This is a genomic window from Thermanaeromonas sp., from assembly GCF_021890735.1.
Classification (GTDB): Bacteria; Bacillota; DSM-521; order Neomoorellales; family Neomoorellaceae; genus Thermanaeromonas.
In genome coordinates, this window is record NZ_JAKKUR010000002.1 from 27,520 (window position 1) to 48,681 (window position 21,162).

Annotated in this window: 19 protein-coding genes and 1 other annotated feature; of the genes, 2 read left to right on the plus strand and 17 right to left on the minus strand. The window is 56.0% G+C overall.

Annotation, left to right across the window (positions count from 1 at the left end; translation table 11 throughout):
* Positions 1-3: 3 nt before the first annotated feature.
* From argS to L5656_RS00745, 7 genes are all read right to left on the minus strand, one after another.
* A complete protein-coding gene (gene argS, locus L5656_RS00715) occupies positions 4-1,686 on the minus strand; it encodes an arginine--tRNA ligase (protein WP_297197557.1) in 1,683 nt (560 codons plus the stop codon).
* 30 nt (positions 1,687-1,716) lie between these two features.
* Entirely contained in the window at positions 1,717-2,139 is a 423-nt protein-coding gene (locus L5656_RS00720) for a DUF1934 domain-containing protein (protein ID WP_297197560.1), read from the minus strand.
* Positions 2,140-2,212: 73 nt separating this feature from the next.
* Complete coding sequence (aroF, locus tag L5656_RS00725; RefSeq protein ID WP_297197563.1) at positions 2,213-3,334, minus strand: 3-deoxy-7-phosphoheptulonate synthase; 1,122 nt, start codon at positions 3,332-3,334, stop codon at positions 2,213-2,215.
* A 40-nt stretch (positions 3,335-3,374) separates the two neighbouring features.
* Positions 3,375-3,654: a binding site (T-box leader), on the minus strand.
* Between the two features lie 57 nt (positions 3,655-3,711).
* On the minus strand, positions 3,712-4,506 hold the full coding sequence (locus L5656_RS00730) for a DUF1848 family protein (protein ID WP_297197566.1): 795 nt from the start codon (positions 4,504-4,506) through the stop codon (positions 3,712-3,714).
* Positions 4,507-4,620: 114 nt separating this feature from the next.
* Positions 4,621-6,531 carry a selenocysteine-specific translation elongation factor gene (gene selB / locus L5656_RS00735; protein WP_297197569.1) on the minus strand — a complete coding sequence of 637 codons (1,911 nt, stop codon included), beginning with the start codon at positions 6,529-6,531 and terminating at the stop codon, positions 4,621-4,623.
* 14 nt (positions 6,532-6,545) lie between these two features.
* Positions 6,546-7,949 carry an L-seryl-tRNA(Sec) selenium transferase gene (gene selA / locus L5656_RS00740; protein WP_428849286.1) on the minus strand — a complete coding sequence of 468 codons (1,404 nt, stop codon included), beginning with the start codon at positions 7,947-7,949 and terminating at the stop codon, positions 6,546-6,548.
* A 152-nt stretch (positions 7,950-8,101) separates the two neighbouring features.
* Entirely contained in the window at positions 8,102-9,268 is a 1,167-nt protein-coding gene (locus tag L5656_RS00745) for a M24 family metallopeptidase (protein ID WP_297197766.1), read from the minus strand.
* Between the two features lie 129 nt (positions 9,269-9,397).
* Between L5656_RS00745 and L5656_RS00750 the strand changes: the two genes are divergently transcribed.
* A complete protein-coding gene (locus L5656_RS00750) occupies positions 9,398-9,844 on the plus strand; it encodes an Hsp20/alpha crystallin family protein (RefSeq protein ID WP_297197575.1) in 447 nt (148 codons plus the stop codon).
* Between the two features lie 6 nt (positions 9,845-9,850).
* Here L5656_RS00750 and L5656_RS00755 read toward each other — a convergent pair whose 3' ends face one another.
* Positions 9,851-10,879 carry a GerMN domain-containing protein gene (locus L5656_RS00755; protein WP_297197578.1) on the minus strand — a complete coding sequence of 343 codons (1,029 nt, stop codon included), beginning with the start codon at positions 10,877-10,879 and terminating at the stop codon, positions 9,851-9,853.
* A 225-nt stretch (positions 10,880-11,104) separates the two neighbouring features.
* On the opposite strand from L5656_RS00755, the gene yyaC reads away from it, so the two are divergent.
* Entirely contained in the window at positions 11,105-11,737 is a 633-nt protein-coding gene (gene yyaC, locus L5656_RS00760) for a spore protease YyaC (RefSeq protein ID WP_297197582.1), read from the plus strand.
* On the opposite strand, the gene L5656_RS00765 is transcribed toward yyaC, so the two are convergent.
* The 9 genes from L5656_RS00765 to mnmE all read right to left on the minus strand — a co-directional run bounded on the left by L5656_RS00765 (position 11,722) and on the right by mnmE (position 21,113).
* Entirely contained in the window at positions 11,722-12,363 is a 642-nt protein-coding gene (locus tag L5656_RS00765; protein WP_297197584.1) for a phosphoribosyltransferase, read from the minus strand. The two genes, yyaC and L5656_RS00765, sit on opposite strands and share 16 nt — an antisense overlap.
* A 31-nt stretch (positions 12,364-12,394) precedes the next feature.
* Complete coding sequence (locus L5656_RS00770) at positions 12,395-12,910, minus strand: DUF4446 family protein (protein WP_297197588.1); 516 nt, start codon at positions 12,908-12,910, stop codon at positions 12,395-12,397.
* A 184-nt stretch (positions 12,911-13,094) separates the two neighbouring features.
* Complete coding sequence (gene larC / locus L5656_RS00775; protein WP_297197591.1) at positions 13,095-14,315, minus strand: nickel pincer cofactor biosynthesis protein LarC; 1,221 nt, start codon at positions 14,313-14,315, stop codon at positions 13,095-13,097.
* Positions 14,312-15,145, minus strand: a complete 834-nt coding sequence (larE, locus tag L5656_RS00780; protein WP_297197594.1) for an ATP-dependent sacrificial sulfur transferase LarE — start codon at positions 15,143-15,145, stop codon at positions 14,312-14,314. Before larE ends, larC begins: the two co-directional genes overlap by 4 nt.
* Positions 15,146-15,231: 86 nt before the next feature.
* Positions 15,232-16,110, minus strand: a complete 879-nt coding sequence (locus L5656_RS00785; RefSeq protein WP_297197597.1) for a ParB/RepB/Spo0J family partition protein — start codon at positions 16,108-16,110, stop codon at positions 15,232-15,234.
* Entirely contained in the window at positions 16,103-16,864 is a 762-nt protein-coding gene (locus tag L5656_RS00790) for a ParA family protein (RefSeq protein WP_297197600.1), read from the minus strand. Before L5656_RS00790 ends, L5656_RS00785 begins: the two co-directional genes overlap by 8 nt.
* Before the next feature lie 160 nt (positions 16,865-17,024).
* Positions 17,025-17,750: a 16S rRNA (guanine(527)-N(7))-methyltransferase RsmG gene (gene rsmG, locus L5656_RS00795; RefSeq protein WP_297197603.1), complete on the minus strand. Its 726-nt coding sequence runs from the start codon at positions 17,748-17,750 to the stop codon at positions 17,025-17,027.
* 37 nt (positions 17,751-17,787) lie between these two features.
* Positions 17,788-19,689 carry a tRNA uridine-5-carboxymethylaminomethyl(34) synthesis enzyme MnmG gene (gene mnmG, locus L5656_RS00800; protein ID WP_297197605.1) on the minus strand — a complete coding sequence of 634 codons (1,902 nt, stop codon included), beginning with the start codon at positions 19,687-19,689 and terminating at the stop codon, positions 17,788-17,790.
* Positions 19,690-19,733: 44 nt separating this feature from the next.
* Complete coding sequence (gene mnmE, locus L5656_RS00805) at positions 19,734-21,113, minus strand: tRNA uridine-5-carboxymethylaminomethyl(34) synthesis GTPase MnmE (protein WP_297197608.1); 1,380 nt, start codon at positions 21,111-21,113, stop codon at positions 19,734-19,736.
* Between the last annotated feature and the right edge of the window lie 49 nt (positions 21,114-21,162).

Sequence of the window (21,162 nt, forward strand, 5' to 3'; positions counted from 1 at the left end):
ATGCTACATCCTCTCGGGTGCACTAATACCCAATAAGTGTAAAACATTACGCAAAGTAATCCGTGTCGCCTCCACCAGTATAAGCCGCGGCCCGCGCAAAGTCTCCTCATCAGCCAGGACGCGACAATGGGTATAGAAGGTATGAAAAAGGGAGGCCAGTTCTTGGGCATAACGAGTAAGCCAGTGCGGCTCCAGGGCTCGGGCTGCGCCAGCGACTACCTCAGGAAGCTCGGCTATCTTCTTGACCAGTGCGAGTTCTGCAGGATGCTTAAGGAGGTTTAAATCTACTTCCTGGGGTGAAGGTACCGACAAGCCCCTTTCCTTGGCCAGGCGCAGGATGCTACATATCCGGGCATGGGCGTATTGTACGTAATAGACGGGGTTGTCGCTCGTCTGGGAGCGGGCTAGATCCAGGTCAAAATCCAAGTGGCTGTCCGGTTTGAGCATCACAAAAAAGAAACGCGCCGCATCCCTTCCCACTTCTTCTAAAAGCTCCTCCAGGGTGACGTATTGCCCGGTCCTCTTGGACATGCGTAAAATTTCTCCCCCTTGGAAGAGCCGCACAAGCTGCATAAGCACTATCTGCAACCTCGACGGGTCATAGCCTAAGGCGGCAAGTGCGGATTTTAACCGCCCTACATGCCCGTGATGGTCTGCACCCCAGATATTTATAACACGTTCGAATCCCCGCTCAAACTTGTTACGGTGATAGGCTATGTCCGCAGCAAAATAGGTAGGTACCCCGTTCTGGCGTACTACTACCTCATCCTTCTCCTCGCCGAAGGCCGTGCTCCTAAACCACAAGGCCCCGTCCTTTTCGTAAATATAGCCGCGCTCTTTAAGGTCCTCTATAGCCTTCTTCACAGCGCCAGAGTCGTGGAGGCTCCGCTCGCTAAACCAAACGTCATAATAAACCCCGAAATCCTCCAGGGCTTTCTTTATAGCAGTAAGCTTTTCCCGCAGGGCGAAATCGACCAAAGCTTTCCTCCGCTCAGAAGGGGCGGCGTGGAGATACCTGTCTCCTTCTTTTTCGATAAACCTCTTAACGGTATCAATAAGGTCGCGGCCGTGGTAGCCCTCCTCCGGCACTTCCGCCTCAATACCGAAGGCCTGCAGGTACCGCGCTTCCAAAGAGAGGCCGAAATTTTCGATCTGGTTTCCGGCGTCGTTGATGTAAAATTCACGGGTGACCTCGTGGCCGGTAGCGGTCAGCAAGTTAGCGATAACATCTCCCAAGGCAGCCCCCCGGGCATTGCCCATATGCAAAAGCCCGGTAGGGTTGGCGCTTACGAACTCCACCTGGACCTTTTGTCCCTGTCCGATATTGGACCAGCCGTAGTACTGGTCTTCGGCCAGTACGGCTGGCAGTACCGGGAGGGCCCAATTTTCCTCTAACGTAAAATTAATAAACCCCGGCCCGGCTACATTTACCCGCGCCACCCCTTTGATGGGCAGGGGCAGGTGACGCACCAGCACCTCCGCCAGCTCCCGCGGCGGCCTTTGGGCCTTGCGGGCGAGCACAAAAGCGATGTTTGCGGCAAAATCGCCGTGCTCTCTTTCCCTGGGTACCTCAAGCACAAAAGTGGGCAGCTCGTCGTAAGCCACCTCGCCGGCTGCCCTAGCGCTGGCTGCGGCCTCCTCTAAGGCGCGGGCCAGCTTTCTTTTCATTTCTTGTACTATGTTCACGGTAACCTCCTGAGAACTCTTCCTGGTGGATTATAGTGATCTTACGGTGATCTCTAGCTGGTTATTGCTTACTTTTTCATCTCCTAGCTGCAACTCATATTCTAGATTAATACTTCCCCCTGCCTCTGTCAAGTCAACTTCTACCTTGGAGGAAAGAATGGAAAGCCGCAATACTCCGTAAGGTGTAACGTAAAATCCGTCGCTTAAAAGCCCTTCTTCAAAGGTGGCCTTATGTTCGGTCCGGCCCATGCGGTTCAAGGTGACCCGCGTGCGCTCTACTTTAAGGGAAGTAGTGATACCCTCCATTCCGGCCAGGCTGGATTCATTATACAGGATGTAAAAATGATCCTCCCGGCTAAATAGCTGCCCCGCCGTTACAAATTCTATAGAGCTCTTTTCCCCCCAATCTGTGGTCTGGGTGCCCTTGACCTTAAGGAGCACATCCTTTTTCACCCGCCCCCACCCCTTCTGGAATAGTAAAAACCGTTACTAGTTATATTCGTTTTTTTTAGGTAATTTCCTTTTATTAATTTGCTCGCAAACTAACTTTTACAGTTTCCTTTTTATGGGTAGAAAGTCCTGCCCCAACTCTTTTGCATCCTGCTGCTGAAACCACCGGTGAGAGACTAGAAGAAGCCAAACCCCTCCCCACAGCCCATGCTACCGCCGTCACCTCATCCATCAGGCGTACAAAGGTTTCCGGGTGCAGGGACTGCGGCCCGTCGCAGAGGGCATGGGCCGGATCCGGGTGCACTTCCACGAGAAGCCCGTCAGCTCCGGCCGCGATGGCCGCCCTGGCTAAAGGAAGAACATATCTCCAATTCCCCGTTCCGTGGCTGGGATCTACGATGACGGGCAGGTGGGAATTCTCTTTGACTACGGCTACCGCGGCCAGGTCCAGGGTAAAGCGGGTGGAGGTCTCGAAGGTGCGGATGCCCCTTTCGCACAGGATAACCTGCTGGTTACCCGTGTCCAGAATATATTCGGCCGCCAAAAGCCACTCCTCAACGGTAGCCGCCAGGCCCCTCTTAAGTAAGACGGGTTTCCCCGTAGCCCCAGCCTCCTTAAGAAGCCGGAAATTCTGCATGTTGCGCGCTCCGATCTGCAGGGCGTCAGCGTACTCCGCCACCAGGGGAACATCCCGGGTATCTAAAACTTCAGTGACAAAGGGTAGGCCGGTCTCCTCTCGTACGCGAGCCAGCATCCTTAACCCTTCCTCCTCCAACCCCTGGAAGGAATACGGGGATGTGCGGGGCTTAAAGGCTCCTCCCCTTAAGATCTGGGCTCCTGCTTCTTTTACAGCGTAGGCAGTCTTAAAAAGTTGCTCCTCGTCTTCTACAGCGCACGGCCCGGCCATTACCACTATACTGCGGCCCCCTACCGGTATGCCCCCTATGCGCACAATGGTGGGGGTGTCCTTTAACTCCTTGCTTACCAGCTTGTAAGGCTTAAGGATGGGGACTATCCTTTCTACTCCCGGAAGGTTAACTAGGGCTTCCGAGCTCAAGGCCCTCTTATTACCGATGGCCCCTATTACCGTCTTCTCCTGACCGAAGATGGGATGCGCCTTAAATCCCAGTTCCTCCAGGCGCTGGCAAACCATAGCTATCTGTTCCCGGGTTGCACCAGGCTTCATAACTACTATCATGGCCGTAAGGCTACCTCCTTAAAAAATTTAAGCTCCCCGTCCCAGGGACGGGGAGCTTACCCGCGGTACCACCCTAGTTGCCCTTAATTGCCTAAGGGCCCCTCTTTAAAAGGGTACGGGAAAAGTTATCCCTCCTTTTCCGATACCCCCTCCCTTGTAACGGCGGGAGCCCCGGCTAAACCTACTAGTGGGTAACCAACCCACATTCAGCCCGCTTCTCCGGGGAGAACTTCAAAGTGCAGGGCTTAACCGGCCTCCCACCGCCGCCGGCTCGCTGGGTAAGCCGCCGCACTCCTACTTTTCCCCTTCATTGAATTTACCCGCTATTTACCTTTGGCGTTACTATAGCACAGTAAAGCTTGACCAGTCAAGGCTTTCTAGCTCCTTAGAGGCTCGGCGTAGCAATACAGGCAGCCGGCAGGGCACTTCATGCTATACCACCCCAGATCTACAGAATGGGTGCATCCGCATAACGTCCGCTGGCCAACTGGTTTATCTGTACGACAATCTTCACCCCGCGGATGGAGGGCTTTAAGAAGTGCCCCATCTATACACCTCGAAGTCGGCCAGCCGGGGACGCAGCAGGCATAAAGGGTGCCCCCGCCTTCGGCTGCTGCGTTGGCCAACGTCTCCCATATTTCCTTCCGTTCCTTTTGATCAAGCTCTACGGCCTCAAAGCCCAGGTAGGTGAGCCTCCGCCGTACCTTAGGGTAAACTTCCATAAAGGAAGTAGAAAAATGGCGCACGCCTAATTGTACGGCTCTCCTGATGATCTCTGCTGCTTTTTCTATATTAGAAAAGACTTCTGGTCCCCGCCTTATAACTGCCAGCGGATCCGGTCGGACCCTCAGGCGGCGGGGGTCTCCTAAAAAGTCGATGAGCTCGGGTAGGTGGGATAAGGCTTCCTCGGGCCGTGGTACCCGGGGTTCTACCGGCGTCCCCCCCAGTCCGGTGATGGTGAGATGAACGTAGACTTGGTCGTATTTTTTTAAAACGTCCCGCATGGTGTTTAAAACTACCTGGGGGAATTTGGTCCATACCACTACTGTGTGCACCCGCTCCGGGGGATAACGGGTTAAAAGAAGCCGGGTAAGCTCCCGGGCAAAAAAATAGGGCTCTGTCCGGCGGGAAAGGCTTATTACTACTTTCTTACTTTTATTTCCCTCCTTCATCTTTCCCTACCTTCTTTTTAAATCCCGCTAGCTTATTCTCCTACTTTCCTTCAAGCTTCACCTTCGAAAAAGGTCGATGCTCCTTGCTTCCACCAGCCGCCAATAAGAGCTTTTTCAAGAGGGTCCTTCAACTACGGTTCGCTTGTCCCCTATCCTCCGGGTAAATTTTATCTGGTCCATATACTCAAGGAGCGGAAGCACGTACTTGCGGGAGCTTTTTAGGGCATCCCGCACCGCGCCCAAGGTGAATAGCCCCTCCCTGCCCAAGCGCCGTATCTCCTCCTGGGCGGCCCGGAAAGCTTCCCTGTGGAAATAGAGCTTTTCCGCCACCTTCACCAGGCTTCCTTGCCGGACTAAAAAGTGCAGTATTTCCTCCAATTCTTCGGGGGCCAAATCCAGACCTTGGGCAGCCTCCTCGGGCAAAGGTGGCTGAAACCAGCCCGCCCTGTACCGTTCTAGTAAGATCCTCGCTACCTTCTCCTGCTCTTCATCCATCCCCGGCCTATGGCTTCCCAGGGCGACGGCATTGCCTTCCAGCCTTATCTTGCCTTCCTTTGACCACAGCTCAAGGATACCCTGAAAGGCCCGCCAGTCCAGGCGGCTAAATATCCTGCTTCTCAATTCTTCCTTGGGTAAGCCCGGTCTCAACGGGTAACGCCGGTGAAAATCTTTAAGAAGGGGATGTACCCGCTCCCAAAACTGGTCCACGCCCTCGCGGGTCAATACGTACTCTTCTCCTTCTCCTGCTGGAAGTATTATGAATTCTCCCCGGCTGGCCTCTTCCTTAAGGATATCCCGGGCTTCTTCCACAGCCAGCCCGGCTTGGGAACAAGCTTTCTTAAGCTCCAATCCTTCCTTACTTTCCCGGATAAGGTCCAGAAAAAGTTCAGGAGGACTGCCCGTAAGCCGCCTTTTCAAAGTTTCTAGAACCTTTTCGTCATAGCGGCGGTGGCGGGGGGTATTCACCGCTATAACCTCCCCCCCGCCTATGGTCATAAGCGGGGAGTAGGTCCGCAGAATAAAGCGGTCCCGGGGTGCGGCCACCACCGGTTCTTCTAAAACTAGCTGGCCCAGGGCTTCCCCACCGCCTTCCAGCTCCTCCCGGTCCAGCAGGACGGCCCTTCCAAAGGCTTCCTTAGTGCCCAGGTAAAAGCGCACCCGTTCCCTGTTCTTTAACCGGGCCCCGGGAAGCAGTTTGATGTTTACGTCCAACCGCACGGCCGGCTGCCACAGGCCCGGTTCTACCAAGACACTGCCCCGCCGTACATGCTGGACCTCTATGCCGGCCAAGTTTACGGCTACTCTCTGTCCTGCTTCGGCCCGGGATACGGACCGGCCGTGGACCTGCAGGCTGCGTGCCCGGCCCTTACGGGCCTCGGGCTGAACCTCTACTTCCATACCTACCTCTATGGTTCCGGACCACAAAGTCCCGGTCACTATGGTACCAAACCCTGGTAATGAAAACACCCGGTCAACGGGTAACCTTATCCTCCCCGAGCTGGGCCGCGGGGGGATTTCCAGGGTTATCCTGGCCAGGACTTCTTTAAGCTCTTCTAGACCCTCGCCTGTAACCGCGGAGACTCGCACTACCGGGGCCCCCTCCAGCGTCGTCCCCCGCACCAGCTCTTTTACTTCTTCTTCCACCAAATCCAACCAGGCGGGCTCTACCAGATCTATTTTGGTTATAACCAGGATCCCCCGTTTAATCTGCAGGAGGTCTATGATGGCGAGATGTTCCCGCGTCTGGGGCATCACCCCTTCGTCTGCAGCCACCACCAAAAGGACGAGGTCTATTCCCGCCACCCCGGCCAGCATCTGGCGGATGAAACGCTCGTGCCCCGGTACGTCCACCAACCCCAGCTGGCGGCCGTCGGGCAGCTTAAGGGGCGCAAACCCCAACTCGATGGAGATCCCCCGTTCTTTCTCTTCCTTAAGCCGGTCGGTGTCCACGCCGGTCAGGGCCTTAACGAGAAGGGTTTTACCGTGGTCTACATGCCCGGCCGTACCTACCACTATGCGTTGCAAGGCAAGATCCTCCTTCAACCTAGCACCCTGGCCACGGCCCTCACGATTTCCACCTCTTCCCCGGGTAGCACTGTACGGAGATCTAAAAGTACCGCCTCCCCTTGTAGGCGGGTTAATACCGGGGGTTCCCCCTGCCGCAGTTCCGCGGCGAGCCTTGCCGGACTTCTATCCAGGGGCTTTATCATAATACCCCACGAAGGCAATTCTGCCAGGGGCAGGGATCCCCCGCCGGCCTGGGAGACCGTTTCTACCATGACGATCTCCGCACCGCTCACTTTGCTTCTAGATAATAAGCGGTAGAGCTTCTGGGCCCGTTTTTTTAGCTCTTCCTGAGGCAAGGTTAAAAGCCTTAAAGTGGGTACCTCCTCCCGTGCCCTTTGCGGGTCCCGGTAGGCCCTTAAGGTAGCCTCCAGGGCGGCCAGGGTAAGTTTATCTATACGTAACGCCCGGTTTAAGGGATGCCGGGCAATAAGGCGTACCAGATCCTCACGACCTACGATGATCCCTGCTTGCGGTCCCCCTAGGAGTTTGTCGCCGCTAAAGGTCAGGAGGTCTACCCCAGCAGCCACCTCTTCCTGCACGGTAGGTTCGCCGGGAAGGCCGTAAGGGGAGAGGTCTAGAAAAGAGCCGCTACCCAAGTCCTCCATAACCGGAATGTTATACTTGCGCCCTAGCTCGACCAATTCCTTTGTGGAGACCTGGTGGGTAAAGCCCAGGATCCGGTAATTGCTGGGATGTACCTTAAGAAGGAGGGCCGTCTCAGAAGTTATGGCCCGTTCGTAGTCGGCAAGGTAGGTCTTATTAGTAGTTCCTACTTCCACCAGGCGAGCGCCGCTCTGGGCCATAACCTCGGGTATCCGGAAGGAACCCCCGATCTCCACCAGTTCTCCGCGGGAAACAATGGCCTCCCTGCCCGAAGCCAAGGCGGCCAGGCAGAGGAATACGGCAGCCGCATTGTTGTTGACCACCAAAGCGGCTTCCGCGCCTGTTATTTCCCGGAGGAGCTCCACTACATGGGTATAGCGGCTTCCGCGCTCGCCGGTTTCTAGGTCCAGCTCCAGGTTGGTGTAGCGGGTTGCACATTCTTGAACTGCCTCTACGGCTGGTCTGCTTAAGAGGGCGCGGCCTAAATTGGTGTGCAGCACCACTCCGGTAGCGTTGATGACCCGCCGGAGGCTGGGCTTACCCGAGCTGGAAAACAGAGCCATGGCTTCGGCAGCAAGGTCTTCTAGGGGCGGCGGCTCTGTATTTTCCTTGAGGATCCGCTCTCTCCATTTTTGCAGTACCCGGCGGACGCAATCCCTAGCCAGGGTGCGATCACGAGACGCAGCATCGAGCAGCAGGGGGTGTTGCAGTACCTCATGAACCGCCGGGAGGCTGCGGAGGTGCTCTCGAGATGAATGGGCTGGCCCCTGCATAGCCTTCACCCCAGGTTTCCCTTCGGCATTATCAACCGAATTTCTCTCCGTCATTATACCCCTAACCTCTTCCCCCTGACAAATGGTTTATCCCTTAAAGGGAAAGGCCTCCATCGGCCCTACCGTTGCAAAAGTAATCCAGGGAAGGACCTCTATCCCTGCGTGAGGCGTCTGGCCCCGTGCTCGGTAATGAGGTAGGTATCCTCCACGCCCACCGCACCCCAGCCGGGGAAAACGAATTTCGGTTCGATGGCCACCACCATACCTGCTTGAAGCACCGTCTCCTCCCCCGGTGCCAAAACCGGCCACTCGTTTAGTTCTAACCCCACGCCGTGGCCGACAAAGCCCGCCTTTCTCTCAAAGCCCATGAAGTATTCGGCTAAGCCCGCCTGCCGGGCCTTTTTTTCTGCCAAGGCATAAAGCTCTCCCGCTACTGCTCCCGGCCGGGCGGCTTCGGCCAGAAATTCTGCGATTTCGCAGGCTACGGCCTGGGCTCGTTCCAGGGTGCGCTCCACCTGGCCGGTAAAGTATACCCTGGTCTGGTCTACCAGGTAATCCCCATATGCTCCTGGATAATCCACCAGCAGGGGTTCCCCTGGCTCCCACCTGCGGTTGCCTGCCCCCATGGGGTAAAGTCCGGAAAGGCCATGCCCGCCTACTGTCCACGGAACGCCGACGTTATAAGTGCCGCTTCTGCCTGCGGCCACCACTCCAGCAGGCATCCCCTGCTCTAGCCCGCGGAAGCGGACCCGACCTTGGTGTCCCAGGCGCCGCGCGTACCCTTCTAAATCCGCCGCTATCTCCAGCTCCGTCATTCCCGGCCGGATACGGTCCTTTATGTAGTGGAACACTTCAGAATGCCGGGAGGCTGCATAACGTATGGCTTCTATTTCTCCAGGCGACTTTACCATCCGCAAGACACGTATATCAGGGCTTATATCCTGCCACTCGCAATCCGGAAAGAGGGTCTGGTAACGGGAAAAAAGCTTTAGAGGGATGACATCCATTTCCGTACCCAACCTCTTTAAATCCTTAAAACCCAACTCTATAAGCACGCGGCGTATGTCCCGGAAGCCCGTTACGGGAAATACCGGCTGCCAGGCCGCTTCTTCCCTCGCCCTTTCCAGTCCTCCGTAGCCTAAAAGAACCGGTTTGCCTTCCGAAGGAATAAAAAGGTGGCCGTCCGGACAGGCGCCGGCCAAGTAAAAGAGGTCTGCTGGCTGAAAAACCAGGGCCCCCTGTAAGTCCTTTTCTTTTAGCTTCTCTTGAAAGCGTCTAATCCGTAGCTCGTACTCTCCGGGCCGTGTCTCTTTTTCCATCGACAAAACTTCTCCTCCCATGCATAATATCGCCTAAAATATAAAATCTAATAAATGACTACCGGAGCGCAACGGCATTCGTCCGGAGTGGCTCCGTCCATGGAAAATCTTTAAGGAGGCTGAGCAAGCATGGAAATTACCCCTTGGCGCCAGTGGCGCGAGGGCCTTTGGCCTTGGCGGGAACTGGCCAGTTTTCGGGATGAGCTTATGCGGGCCTGGCCCGGTACTTGGCTAGGCGGGCTGGCAGAAGGGCCGCGACTCGATCTTTACCAGACTGACCGCGAGGTAGTGGTAACTGCTGAACTCCCCGGCCTGGTCTCTAAGGACGACGTGGAAATAACCGCTACGGAGGATTCTCTTACCATACGGGGAGAGATAAAGCGATCCCAGGAAGCCTCGGATCGTAACTATCACCGTACGGAGCGCTTCTACGGCACCTTCGCCAGAACCATAGGACTGCCGGCGGAAGTAGAGCCTGAAAAGGCTACTGCTTCCTACCAAAACGGCATTTTGGAAATACGCCTCCCCAAGGCAGCCCAGCAGAAACAGCGGCGCATCCAGATAAGCGTACACTAAAGGCCGCTAGTAGATCATATTGATCTGTTCAGGCCGGGGAAGAGGTTGGTCCACCGGTGTCCCTTCCGGGAGGTGAACTCGCTTTTCTCCTTCGAATAAAAATTGTACTTTATTTACTGTCACAGCTTCCGTCAAGGTGAGAAGCACAGAATTGACAAACATTCTTTCTGCAGTAGAGCCTCCCCCGTAGGCAAGGGCCTCCTGGCTAAAGTTGACCCAGGCTACTCCATCCCTTATAAAGAAATTGATTAGTTTCGTTCCTGGCCAAACAGTGGGAAGCAGGCCGCTACCGGGCGGAGGGCCCTTTATTAAAGCTTCGAGGGCCACCCGCTCCCTCTCCCCTTCCTTGCCTTTGGGGACAGGTATGGTAATGGGAATAAGGTAAAGGGCATTTTTATCGCTAAAGTAGACCTGTACCGTATCACTGCTCGCCCCCTGGCCTTCAAGTATCGGGTTTACGGCCGGGGGTCGCCTTACGGGTTCCCGTACCTCGAGATCGCCTAGCCTTTCTATCTTTTGGCCCTCCACTAAAACCGTTATGCTATCTATACCCCCTAGCTCCGTGAGAGTAAGTGCCAAAGAGTCGAGGGCTAGCTTTGCTTCTTTAGCGCTTTTGAGCTGGAGGAACTCCTTGGTTAGGTCCACGTAGGCGGTGTTCTCTCCAGTTAAGGAGTATATCTCTTTAAGCTTGGTACCTTCAGGTATAGTGCGGGCGAGACCCTCCCGGGCCGGTCCGGCCAAAAGCTTCTCCACCGCTGTTTTCGCCAATTCGCGGGTCGGGTTGATTCCCACCGTGACGGGCACCAAATAGCGGCCGTCGGGCGTAGCATAATAAACGAGCACCTGCTGTAGCTCCTGTTTATCCAAAATGGTGCGGATTTGCTTGCTGGAACTTAAGGCTGGTGGTATTTCTGCGTTCGCCTTTGCTCGGTGAGTACAGCCCTGGATTGTGGCTAGGGCCAGGATTAAAGATAGGGCAATAGTGGCCGCGCACCCTCCTATCTTTAGCCTGCGTTTTAAGGCGCGGGCAAGCATGAATTTACACTCCTTTCTGGCCCTTTGAATAAAAAATGTTCGACAAACGAGAAGAAAAATCCTCCCCCGCTCTCTTTAACTTTAATCCTTGCGCTTGGTCGAGAGGTGTAACCGTTCATCATATTATATCTTATGTAGCGGGGTCTAGGCTGCTCTTAAACTTGCGTATAAAAAAGGCAGAAATAGCATATACTGTAGCCACGATGTTGTTACAGGAGGGAAGTTATGGTTGCACTTCCTTTTATCTCCCGCCATCTTGTGGAAAACTCCGGTTCCCTCGGAAAGCTTAAATTTCACTATCAGGATCCTTTGGTTGTAGAGAAGCTGAGTTCCGGGCTAAAGGAGTACCTCCTGCGGCTTAATCCCGGGCACACGCGGCCCGTGGTGGTCTTAAGTATCGGTACCGATCGGTCTACAGGAGACAGTCTGGGGCCTCTGGTGGGAACCAAACTCGTATCCTTTGCCGATTTCCCGGCTTGCGTTTTCGGTACCCTGGAGGATCCTGTCCATGCCAGCAATCTTACTGAAAAGCTGGACGAGATGCGCACCAGCTTTCCCGACCCCTTCATAATAGCGGTAGACGCCTGTCTGGGCCAGGTCGACAGCGTAGGCACCATCACCTTATCTCCCGGGGCCCTCCGGCCGGGGGCTGGAGTGAACAAGGTCCTGCCAGCCGTAGGTGATGTTCACTTCACGGGGATAGTAAACGTCGGCGGGTATATGGAGTATTTTGTACTGCAAAACACCCGGTTAAGCCTCGTCATGCGCATGGCCGAAAGGATAGCTCTGGCTATCTACCACGGGGTTCGCCAGGCCTATGGTTTAGATTCCTATCCTGCTGTTCAGGGCTTACAATAGCCCTTCCCTAGAATAGCGAGTACCTCCTCGTCCTCTACTTGGGGAAAAGATAAATAAAACTGGCCTACGGCATAGAAGGGTTCCGGTGTGGCCAGGCATACCGCCTCCTCCACCAGTGGGCGTAACCTTTCCAAGGTTTCAGGCGGTGCTACGGGCACCGCCAGGACGAGTTCCCGGGGCTCCTTTTTCCGAAGGGAGGTCAAGGCGGCCTCCATGGTGAATCCCGTAGCCAGGCCGTCATCTATGACAATGACCACCCTGCCCTTTATTGTAGGCTCCTCCCGCCCTCGCCGGTAGACTTCCAAGCGGCGCCTGATCTCTCTAATCTCCCTGTCGATCTCCGGTAGTAGGTCTTCTTTACGCAATCCCAGCAAGTTAAGGGCCTTTTCGTTATACAGGACAGTCCCGTCCGGGGCCACCGCCGCAACGGCCAGTTCTCTATTGCCCGGAGCCCCCACCTTGCGGGGGATAATAACATCTAACTCGGCCTCCAGGGCTTCCGCAACCGGCTGCCCGACTACCACCCCTCCCCGGGGGATGGCCAGTAGCAGGGCATTCCGTCCCGAAAAGGACCTTAGGGCTCGGGCGAGTTTTTCCCCTGCCTCCTTGCGGTCTTTGAAAAGCATTGAGCTTTCACCCCCGCTTTATTTTTTCCCCTCAGGCCGTAATATAACCTAAGGCTATCTGCAGGGCTTTCTCCTCTTCTTCGCTTAACCGGTAAAGGGGGCGGCCGCGCTTTACAGGCTTTAAAAATACCCTCGTCTCATCCCGGGAGTAAAGGCTCGTGAGGATAAAACCGTCGCCTTCCTTGGACAGGACGGCCAAGGCAAAGCTCAATTCGCTTCCTGTATCAGAAAAGGCGTTAAAGCGGACCATCCCCACCCGGCAGAGGGCGTTTTCCAGGTTCTCCAGAATATGCTGGATTTTCTCCTCCAAGCGATCCATCTGGTTTTTTACATCCTTTATGTCCCGGAAGCGCTCCAGTACCTCCTTAATATCCTCGCCCTCTCCCGCGCCCGCCAACCGCCGCAGCCTGCGATCCAGGCGTTTTATTTCACTTGTGGCATAAAGCGTAAGAGCCGTTAAAATAATGATTGCTACCAGGACCATTGCACTTATATAGGGTATGTAAGGGTAAATAAACTCCGCCCAGCGGGTGATTTGTGCGAGCATAGTGGCTAAATCCCTCCCGGTGCTTACAAAGCAGCCCTCAAATTGATTTTACGCTGGAGCGCCCTGTGCCTTTCCCTCTTAGAATCCCAGAGGGGTGAGGGAGCCCCTCCCATTTAAGGAGGGGCAAAGAGGGTAAGGGAAGCGGTAGGACGAACCCTGTGTTAAGGTCGGTCTGGCCGACTGGTCACCCGGTAAGGGTGGGCGGCGGGCCGGAGGCCCTGGCCGCGGCGAGGGCCGCAGCGTAGACCTCCTTTAACGGTACGCCCTTCTCCTTGGATATGCGGTAACAGGATTCAAATTCGGGCGCGACGTTGAGTATTGCTTCCTTTTCCCGGGAAGGGTGGAGGACCCCCCATTTAACCAAGACTTCCCCGTACTCTGTGGGGACTGTGCAGACTTCACGCTTGGCCACCAGCCGTGCTTCCTCCCGCACACGCAAGCCCAGGGTAGTGGAGTGGCGGAATAAAGCCAAAGCCACGGCATCCAGGCTGGCAGGGGGACACAGGGCCGTAAAGACAACCCCCGGCCGCCCCTTTTTCATGTGGACCGGGGTGAAAAAGGCGTCTACAGCTCCGGCAGCCAGAACTTCTTCCACCAGGTGTGGGAAAAATTCCGGGTTCATATCGTCTATATTTGTCTCTACCACCAGGACCTTATCGTTTAAAAAAAAATCTTCTTGGCCGGGGTTCGGCCAGGGTTCCCCTATAAATATCCTCAGGAGATTGGGCCGGCTTAAGGGAGTTTTACCTGCTCCGTAACCGCAGGCCGAAATTTTCATGGGGGGTAGGGGGCCAAAGGAGGAAGCTAGGGTAGTGGCCAGGGCTGCGCCCGTAGGAGTGACCAGCTCTGCCTGAACTTCGCTCCCGTAAACGGGAACGCCCTCCAGAAGGTACGCGGTGGCCGGCGCGGGTACGGGAAGTTCCCCGTGGCGGCAGCGCACCCAGCCGGAACCTAAGGGCAGGGGTGAGCAATGTACCTCCTCTATGCCCAGGTGATAAAGCCCCCAGCAGGTGCCCACAATATCGATAATGGCATCCACTGCCCCGACTTCGTGAAAATGGACCGCCTCCGGCGCAATACCGTGCACGCGCGCCTCGGCCGCGGCCAGGCGCTGAAAGGTAGCCTCGGCCTTTTCTTGCACGGCCGCAGGCAGCGAAGAGGACCGGACTATACCCAGTATATCTTGGAGGTGGCGCTCCGGATGGGAGCCTTGTACCCTGACCTCTACGTCCACGGCCTCTATACCGTGCTGGCGTACCCTTTCAACCTTAAGCTCCCAGCCCTCGAGGGGAAGGCACTTTAACCCCGCCTTAAGGTCTTCCAGGCTTAACCCACAGGACAGGAGTGCTCCCAGGAACATATCTCCGCTGATACCAGAAAAACAATCGAGATAGGCCACCTTCATTTTCCGGCACCTGCCCCCTGCTTTAAGAGTTGGTTCATGCTCCCACTGCGGAAACCCTCCAGGTCCAGAGTCACATAGGTAAAGCCCAGGCTTTTCAAGGTCGTGATGATCCTTTCCCTCGTTCCTGCGGTGATCAGTAGTGGGAAGGCTGCGGGGCTCACTTCCAGGCGGGCTATAGGGCCGTGGTGCCGGAGGCGCACCTCCCTAAGGCCCAGGCTGCGCAGAAAAGCTTCCCCCTCTGCTACTTGCTTTATTTTTTCAAGAGTAATGGGCTCGCCATAGGGGATACGAGAGGACAGGCAGGCCATGGCCGGCTTATCCCAGGTGGGCAGATTGTAGTAGCGGGAGAGCTTCCTTATTTCTTCTTTGGTGAGGCCCGCCTCCAGGAGCGGGCTCCTTACACCGTATTCCCGGGCTGCTCGCATTCCGGGACGGAAGTCGCCCGCGTCTTCGGCGTTGGAGCCGTCTACTACGGCTTTAAAGCCCCTCTCCGCCGCTATAGCCTGGAGGCGGCTGAAAAGCTCGCTTTTGCAGTAATAGCACCTATCGGCCGGATTAGCGCAAAAATTGGGGTTGTCCATTTCATGACTTTCTACTACCAGGTGTTCCACACCCAGGCTCTGGGCCAGCCTTTGCGCTTGGTCCAGCTCAGATTGAGGGTAAGTAGGAGAAATCGCCGTAACGGCCAGGACCTTTTCCGCGGCTTCCCGGGCCACGCGTAGAAGAAATGTACTGTCCACCCCGCCCGAGTAGGCTACCACTACAGTCTCCAACCCAGCTAATATCTCTTTCAGCCGCTCTAACTTTTCCTTAAGGGTCTCGTCTAACATAACTTGTTTTCCCCTCCTGTGGTTATAAAGTTACTGCCCGAGGACACATAAAATGTTTCACGTGAAACATTCTCCACACGAAATACTTATAATGATACCATCTCCCCTCCCAACACCTGCAACAAACGCTCTAACTCTCCCTCACTGTAATAATAAATTTCAATACGCCCGCCCTGACGCATCCGCCGGATCTTAACCGCCGTGCCGAACCGCTCCTCCAACGCCTCTCTCATCGCCTCTAACTCCCAGTCCGCCTCCTCCGAAACCCTTACAGATCCAGCCTTCCGTCCTTGGGGGGCCTTCCCCTGCCAGCGACGCACCAACTCCTCCGTCTCCCGCACACTCAAGCCCCGCTCCACAACCTCCTCCGCCGCCCGGACCTGTAAGTCCGCATCTTCGAGGGACAGAAGGGCCCGGGCATGCCCAGCCGAAAGCTCACCCCTCCGGAGCATCTCTTGTACCGCCGCGGGAAGCTGTAAAAGCCTCAGCGCATTGGCAATAACCGGGCGGCTCTTACCTACACGTGAAGCTATCTCCTCCTGAGTAAGCCCGTACTCCACCATCAAGGCCTCATAAGCCCTGGCCTCCTCCAGAGGGTTCAAGTCCTCCCTCTGCACATTCTCAATAAGGGCTATCTCCCGCACCTGCCGCTCATCCAACTCCCTGACCAACGCCGGTATTTCCTTCACTTCCGCCGCCTTGCACGCCCGCCAGCGCCGCTCGCCGGCCACCAATTCATAACGCCCTTCCCCCACGGGCCGTACAATAACTGGCTGAATCACTCCGTGCACCCGGATCGAATCTACCAGCTCGGCCAGCTTTTCCTCATCAAAATCTTCCCGCGGTTGGTGCTTCCCGGGTATAATACTGTCCACCGGCAAAAGCTGGACCCCCGAAGAATCCTCTTTATCCCTGATGTCCGGCAGCAAAGCACCCAACCCGCGTCCCAGCCCCCGTTTAGCCATTGGCAAGCACCTCCTTAGCCAGTTCCCGGTAAGCCTCCGCGCCCCGGGAACGGGGGTCGTACAAAGTTATGGGTTGCCCGTAACTGGGAGCCTCGCTCAGCCTTACGTTTCGCGGTATAAGGCTTCGGAACACCTTATCCCGGAAATAACCTTTTACTTCCTCTACCACCTGGATGGCCAGATTGGTGCGGGGGTCAAACATGGTAAGAACCACCCCTTCGACCTCAAGGCCAGGGTTCAGATGCCTCGATACAAGCCGCACCGTGTTCATAAGCTGGCCTAGGCCTTCCAAAGCATAATACTCGCACTGAATGGGGATCAAAACCCGGTCCGCAGCAGTTAAAGCATTCAGGGTGAGAAGGCCTAAAGAGGGAGGGCAATCAATAATAACAAAATCATAGTCCTCCTTAACCCCGACCAGCGCTTTTTTCAAACGTTCCTCCCTAGCGACAGCGTTAACCAGCTCTACCTCAGCTCCGGCAAGCTCCATGGTAGCCGGCGCCACCTGTAAACCCCTTACCGCCGTAGGAACTATGACCGCCTCCAAAGGAACCCCTTCGATAAGCACATCGTATATTGAGTGTTCCACCCTAAAACGGTCAATGCCCACCCCGCTGGTAGCGTTACCCTGCGGGTCTATGTCCACCAAGAGGACTTTCTTCCCCTCTTCAGCGAGACATGCGCTCAAATTAACCGCAGTAGTTGTCTTTCCAACCCCTCCTTTTTGATTGGCTATGGCAATAACCCTCCCCATGGAACCTTACCTCCCACCCGCTTCGTTCCTGTAACCTGTACCTAGCGGTCTCTCTTCTTCATCTCCGCCTTCTACTATACCAGAACCATCCGCTCCACATAAAGAGGCCGTTTCGTAAAACTCCCGCCCCAGAGGCGACATCCTCACCCCGGCCAGATACTTAAAGAGGCCTCTTAGCAGGAATTCCCACCCGCCTCGGCCACTCCGACGACGTTGCAGCAACCTTCCGGATAACAACTATCCTGCGCTCCTCACCTCCATCCGGAAGGCGCCCCCTCCACATCTTCTCCACCGTGCCACCGATGGTATCCAGGGCGCGGCCTGCCCTCTCCACTTCCTCCTCAGCCCGGGGTCCCTTGTACGCCGCAAGCCTCCCCCCCATCTTCAACAAGGGCAGACCGTATTCCACCAGCACCCTCAACTCCGCTACAGCCCGAGCCAGAGCCAAGTCGAAGCATTCCCGCCAACCCTTCCGCCTACCCAACTCTTCTACCCGCGCCACCACACACTCCACGTCCTCCAACCCCAATTCCTTCACTACCCCCTGTACGAAACCCAACCTTTTCCGGTTACTGTCCACCAAGGAAACTTCAAGGTCGGGCCTGTAAATCTTAATTACCAACCCGGGAATACCTGCACCCGTACCGATATCCACCACTCGCGCGCCCGGCGGAACCTCCACGGCAAAAAAAAGGAGAAGGGAATCCAGAAAATGCTTCCTCCAGATTTCCTTCTCCTCCTTCACGCCCGTAACGTTAAACCTAGAACCCGCCTCCTTCAGCATCTTACCGTAACGGTAAAGGAGCAGCGCTCTTTCCTCCTCCAACGTCAAGCCCTGCTCTTCTAAAAAAAGCCGTAGCTCTACCGAATTATCCTGGCTCCCCATCCCAAAGCTACCCCCGGCTCCAAAACTGATCTAAAGCTTACCTTGCCGCCCGCAAACCCTCATTCCCCCCGGACCTGCGCCGCCTCTCCTCCAAATAGACAAGTAACAGGCTCACGTCCGCAGGAGTAACCCCCGGCACACGGAGGGCCTGACCCACCGTTTCCGGACGTACCTTGCTCAGCCGCTCCTGCCCTTCCCGCGACAACCCTTTTATCTCGTAGTAATCTAAGTCGGGCGGTATGCGGCGACCTTCCAACCGGGCCAGCTTTTCCACCTGGGCTTTTTCCTTGGCGATATACCCTTCGTATTTCAAAGTGATCTCTACTTCTTCCGCCACGGCAGGTTCCAGCTCGGGAAAAAGCCCCCTAACCTGAAGATCTCTTAAAGTAATACGCGGCCGCTTTAAAATTTCCGCAAGGCTTGCCGGACCCTTAAGGGGGCTCTCCCCCTTCTCCGCCAGCAAATCCTGCAGTTCCTCCGCATCCGGCCCGACCTGCCGGCTCCGCAAGTCCTCTAAAGCCCTGGATATGGCCTCCCTCTTGCGACAAAAGGCCTCAAAGCGGGCCCCGTCCAACAGACCTACCCTATAACCCTTCTCGGCCAAACGAAGGTCCGCATTATCCTCTCGCAACAAAAGCCTGTGCTCAGCCCGGGAGGTGAGCATCCGGTACGGCTCGGTTACTCCGCGCGTCACCAGGTCATCGATCAACACTCCTATATAACCCTCAGACCGGCTAACAACCAGGCCCTCCCTTTCCTTAGCCAGGCAGGCAGCGTTGATACCGGCTATAAGCCCCTGGGCGGCCGCCTCCTCATATCCGGAAGTACCGTTTATCTGCCCGGCCAACAAAAGCCCAGGTATATCCTTGCACTCCAAGGTCAATTTGAGCTGGGTCGGATCCACGTAATCATATTCAATAGCATAACCGGGACGCACCATTTCCGCCCTCTCCAGACCCCGGATGCTGCGCAACACCTCGATCTGCACGTCCTCCGGCAGACTGGTGGACACCCCCTGCACGTACATCTCATCCGTACCCAGCCCTTCCGGCTCAAGGAAAACCTGGTGGGCCGGCCGGTCGAACCTAACTACCTTGTCCTCAATGGAAGGACAATACCGTGGACCCCGGCCCTCTATAAGACCCGTAAACAGCGGAGCCCGATGCAAATTGTCTCGGATGATCTGGTGCGTCCTTTCATTCGTATAGGTCAACCAGCAGGGTACATTAGGCCGGTTAGGCGTTTCCTCCCAGAAGGAAAAATACAGCGGTCCCTCATCCCCGGGTTGTTCGATCATCTTAGAAAAATCGACCGACCTCCTGTTTACCCGGGGAGGAGTTCCCGTCTTAAAGCGGCCCATTCTAAGGCCCAGCTCCCGCAGGCTTTCCGCTAGCTCTACCGCGGGAAACTGCCCGTTAGGACCACCCTCATAGGTTACATCACCGATTATAATGCGGCCCCTAAGATACGTCCCCGTAGTCACCACCAAGCTCCGGCAGCCGAAAAACGCCCCCGTCCTGGTAACAACTCCCTTGACCCGGCCACCCTCCGTTACCACCCGGGTAACCGTGGCCTGCTTAAGTTCAAGATTAGGCTGCCTAAGGAGGGTCAAAAGCATAAGCTGCTGGTAAAGCTTTTTATCCGTTTGGGCGCGCAAGGCCCTGACCGCGGGTCCTTTGCCCATATTAAGCCTTCTTATTTGAATCCGGCTCCGGTCCGTGTTCAGCCCTATCTGGCCTCCCAGAGCATCTACCTCGCGCACCAGGTGCCCCTTTCCGGGCCCGCCTACCGAAGGGTTGCAAGCCATCATAGCTACAGCCTCTAAGCTCAAGGTCAAAAGCAAAGTCCGACAACCCAGGCGCGCCGAAGCCAGGGCGGCCTCGCACCCGGCGTGTCCGGCTCCCACTACAATCACATCATAATCTCCCGCCCGGTACATCTCCTTTCCCCCTCCTTTCCTTCGAAAATCAACACTCACCATCCTCACTTTCCTAAACAGAACTCGCTGAAAATGCGATCTAAAAGTTCATCCTGTGCGGTCTCCCCCGTAATTTCGCCTACAGCCTCCCAAGCACCCCGCAGGTCGATGCTTATGAGGTCCCATGGAAGCCCCTCCGACCACCCCGCCAGAGCATCCTCCACATGTTCTAAAGCCCTTTCTAAAGCCACCTTATGCCTCTCACGGAGCAATAACGGTTCATCCGGAGCCCTCAAAGCCTGACCGCTTAAAACAAGACCCCGCACTTTACTTCCCAGCTCCTCAAGCCCCGCACCCGTTTTAGCCGAAACCACCACCCAGGGCCATGAACCAGCCAAATCCTTTAACGGCTCTACCTCCGCCCTTGCCACTGCATCCACTTTGTTGCCCACCACCACCAGGGGCTTATCCTTCAAACTTTCCCTAATTTCTCTATCTTCCTTCGTTACACCCACCGTAAGGTCCACCACCAGCAGTACCAAATCCGCAGCCAAAGCAGCCTCCCGGCTCCTGGCTATTCCCATCCTTTCTAACCCTTCCGCCGCCTCCCTCCACCCGGCAGTATCCACCAGCTCGCAAGCAAGGCCCCCCAGCTGCAGCGTCTCTTTAATGGTATCCCGCGTAGTACCCGGGATATCGCTTACAATGGCCCGCTCCTCCTTTAAAAGAGCATTAAGCAAGCTGGACTTACCCACATTGGGCCTGCCCACCAGGGCTATCCTTATCCCCTGGCTTAAGATTTTACCCTCCTCCCAAGTCGCAAGTAAACCCTTCAGGTCCTCCCTAACTTTCCCCAGCCTTTCCCGTACCTCCGTACCCGGCTCCCCCACCTCCTCGGGGAAATCGATACTAGCCTCCACTGCAGCCAATACCCCTACAATCGCGTCCTTGATCTCCCTAACCCTACGTGACAAACTCCCTTCCAGCTGCCTCACCGCTGCGGACAACCCTGCCCGGCTGCGCGCTCTAATGATGTTTAAAACCGCCTCCGCCTGGGCTAAATCCAACCTCCCGTTAAGATAAGCCCGCCGCGTGAACTCCCCGGGTTCCGCGAGCCTCGCCCCAGCCTTCAACACTGCCTCCAGTACCCGCGCACACGCCAGGGGACCCCCGTGACAGTGAAGTTCCACCACATCTTCCGCGGTGTAGCTGCGGGGAGCCCTCATCACCAGGGCCAAAACCTCATCCAAAACCTCACCCGTCTTAGGGTCTAAAGCCAAGCCCAGCCGTACCCTGTGGCTGGCCGTACCCTCCAGGGGGGCTCCCCTCTTGGGCTTAAAAACCTTCGAAGCAACCTTCACAGCCTCCGGCCCGCTTATACGTATTATCCCTATGCCACCCTCTCCTAACGGGGTGGATATGGCAGCTATGGTATCCTCCAGCAACCCCGACTTACCTCCACCACCTATAGCTTTTCCTCACCTTTCTACCAAG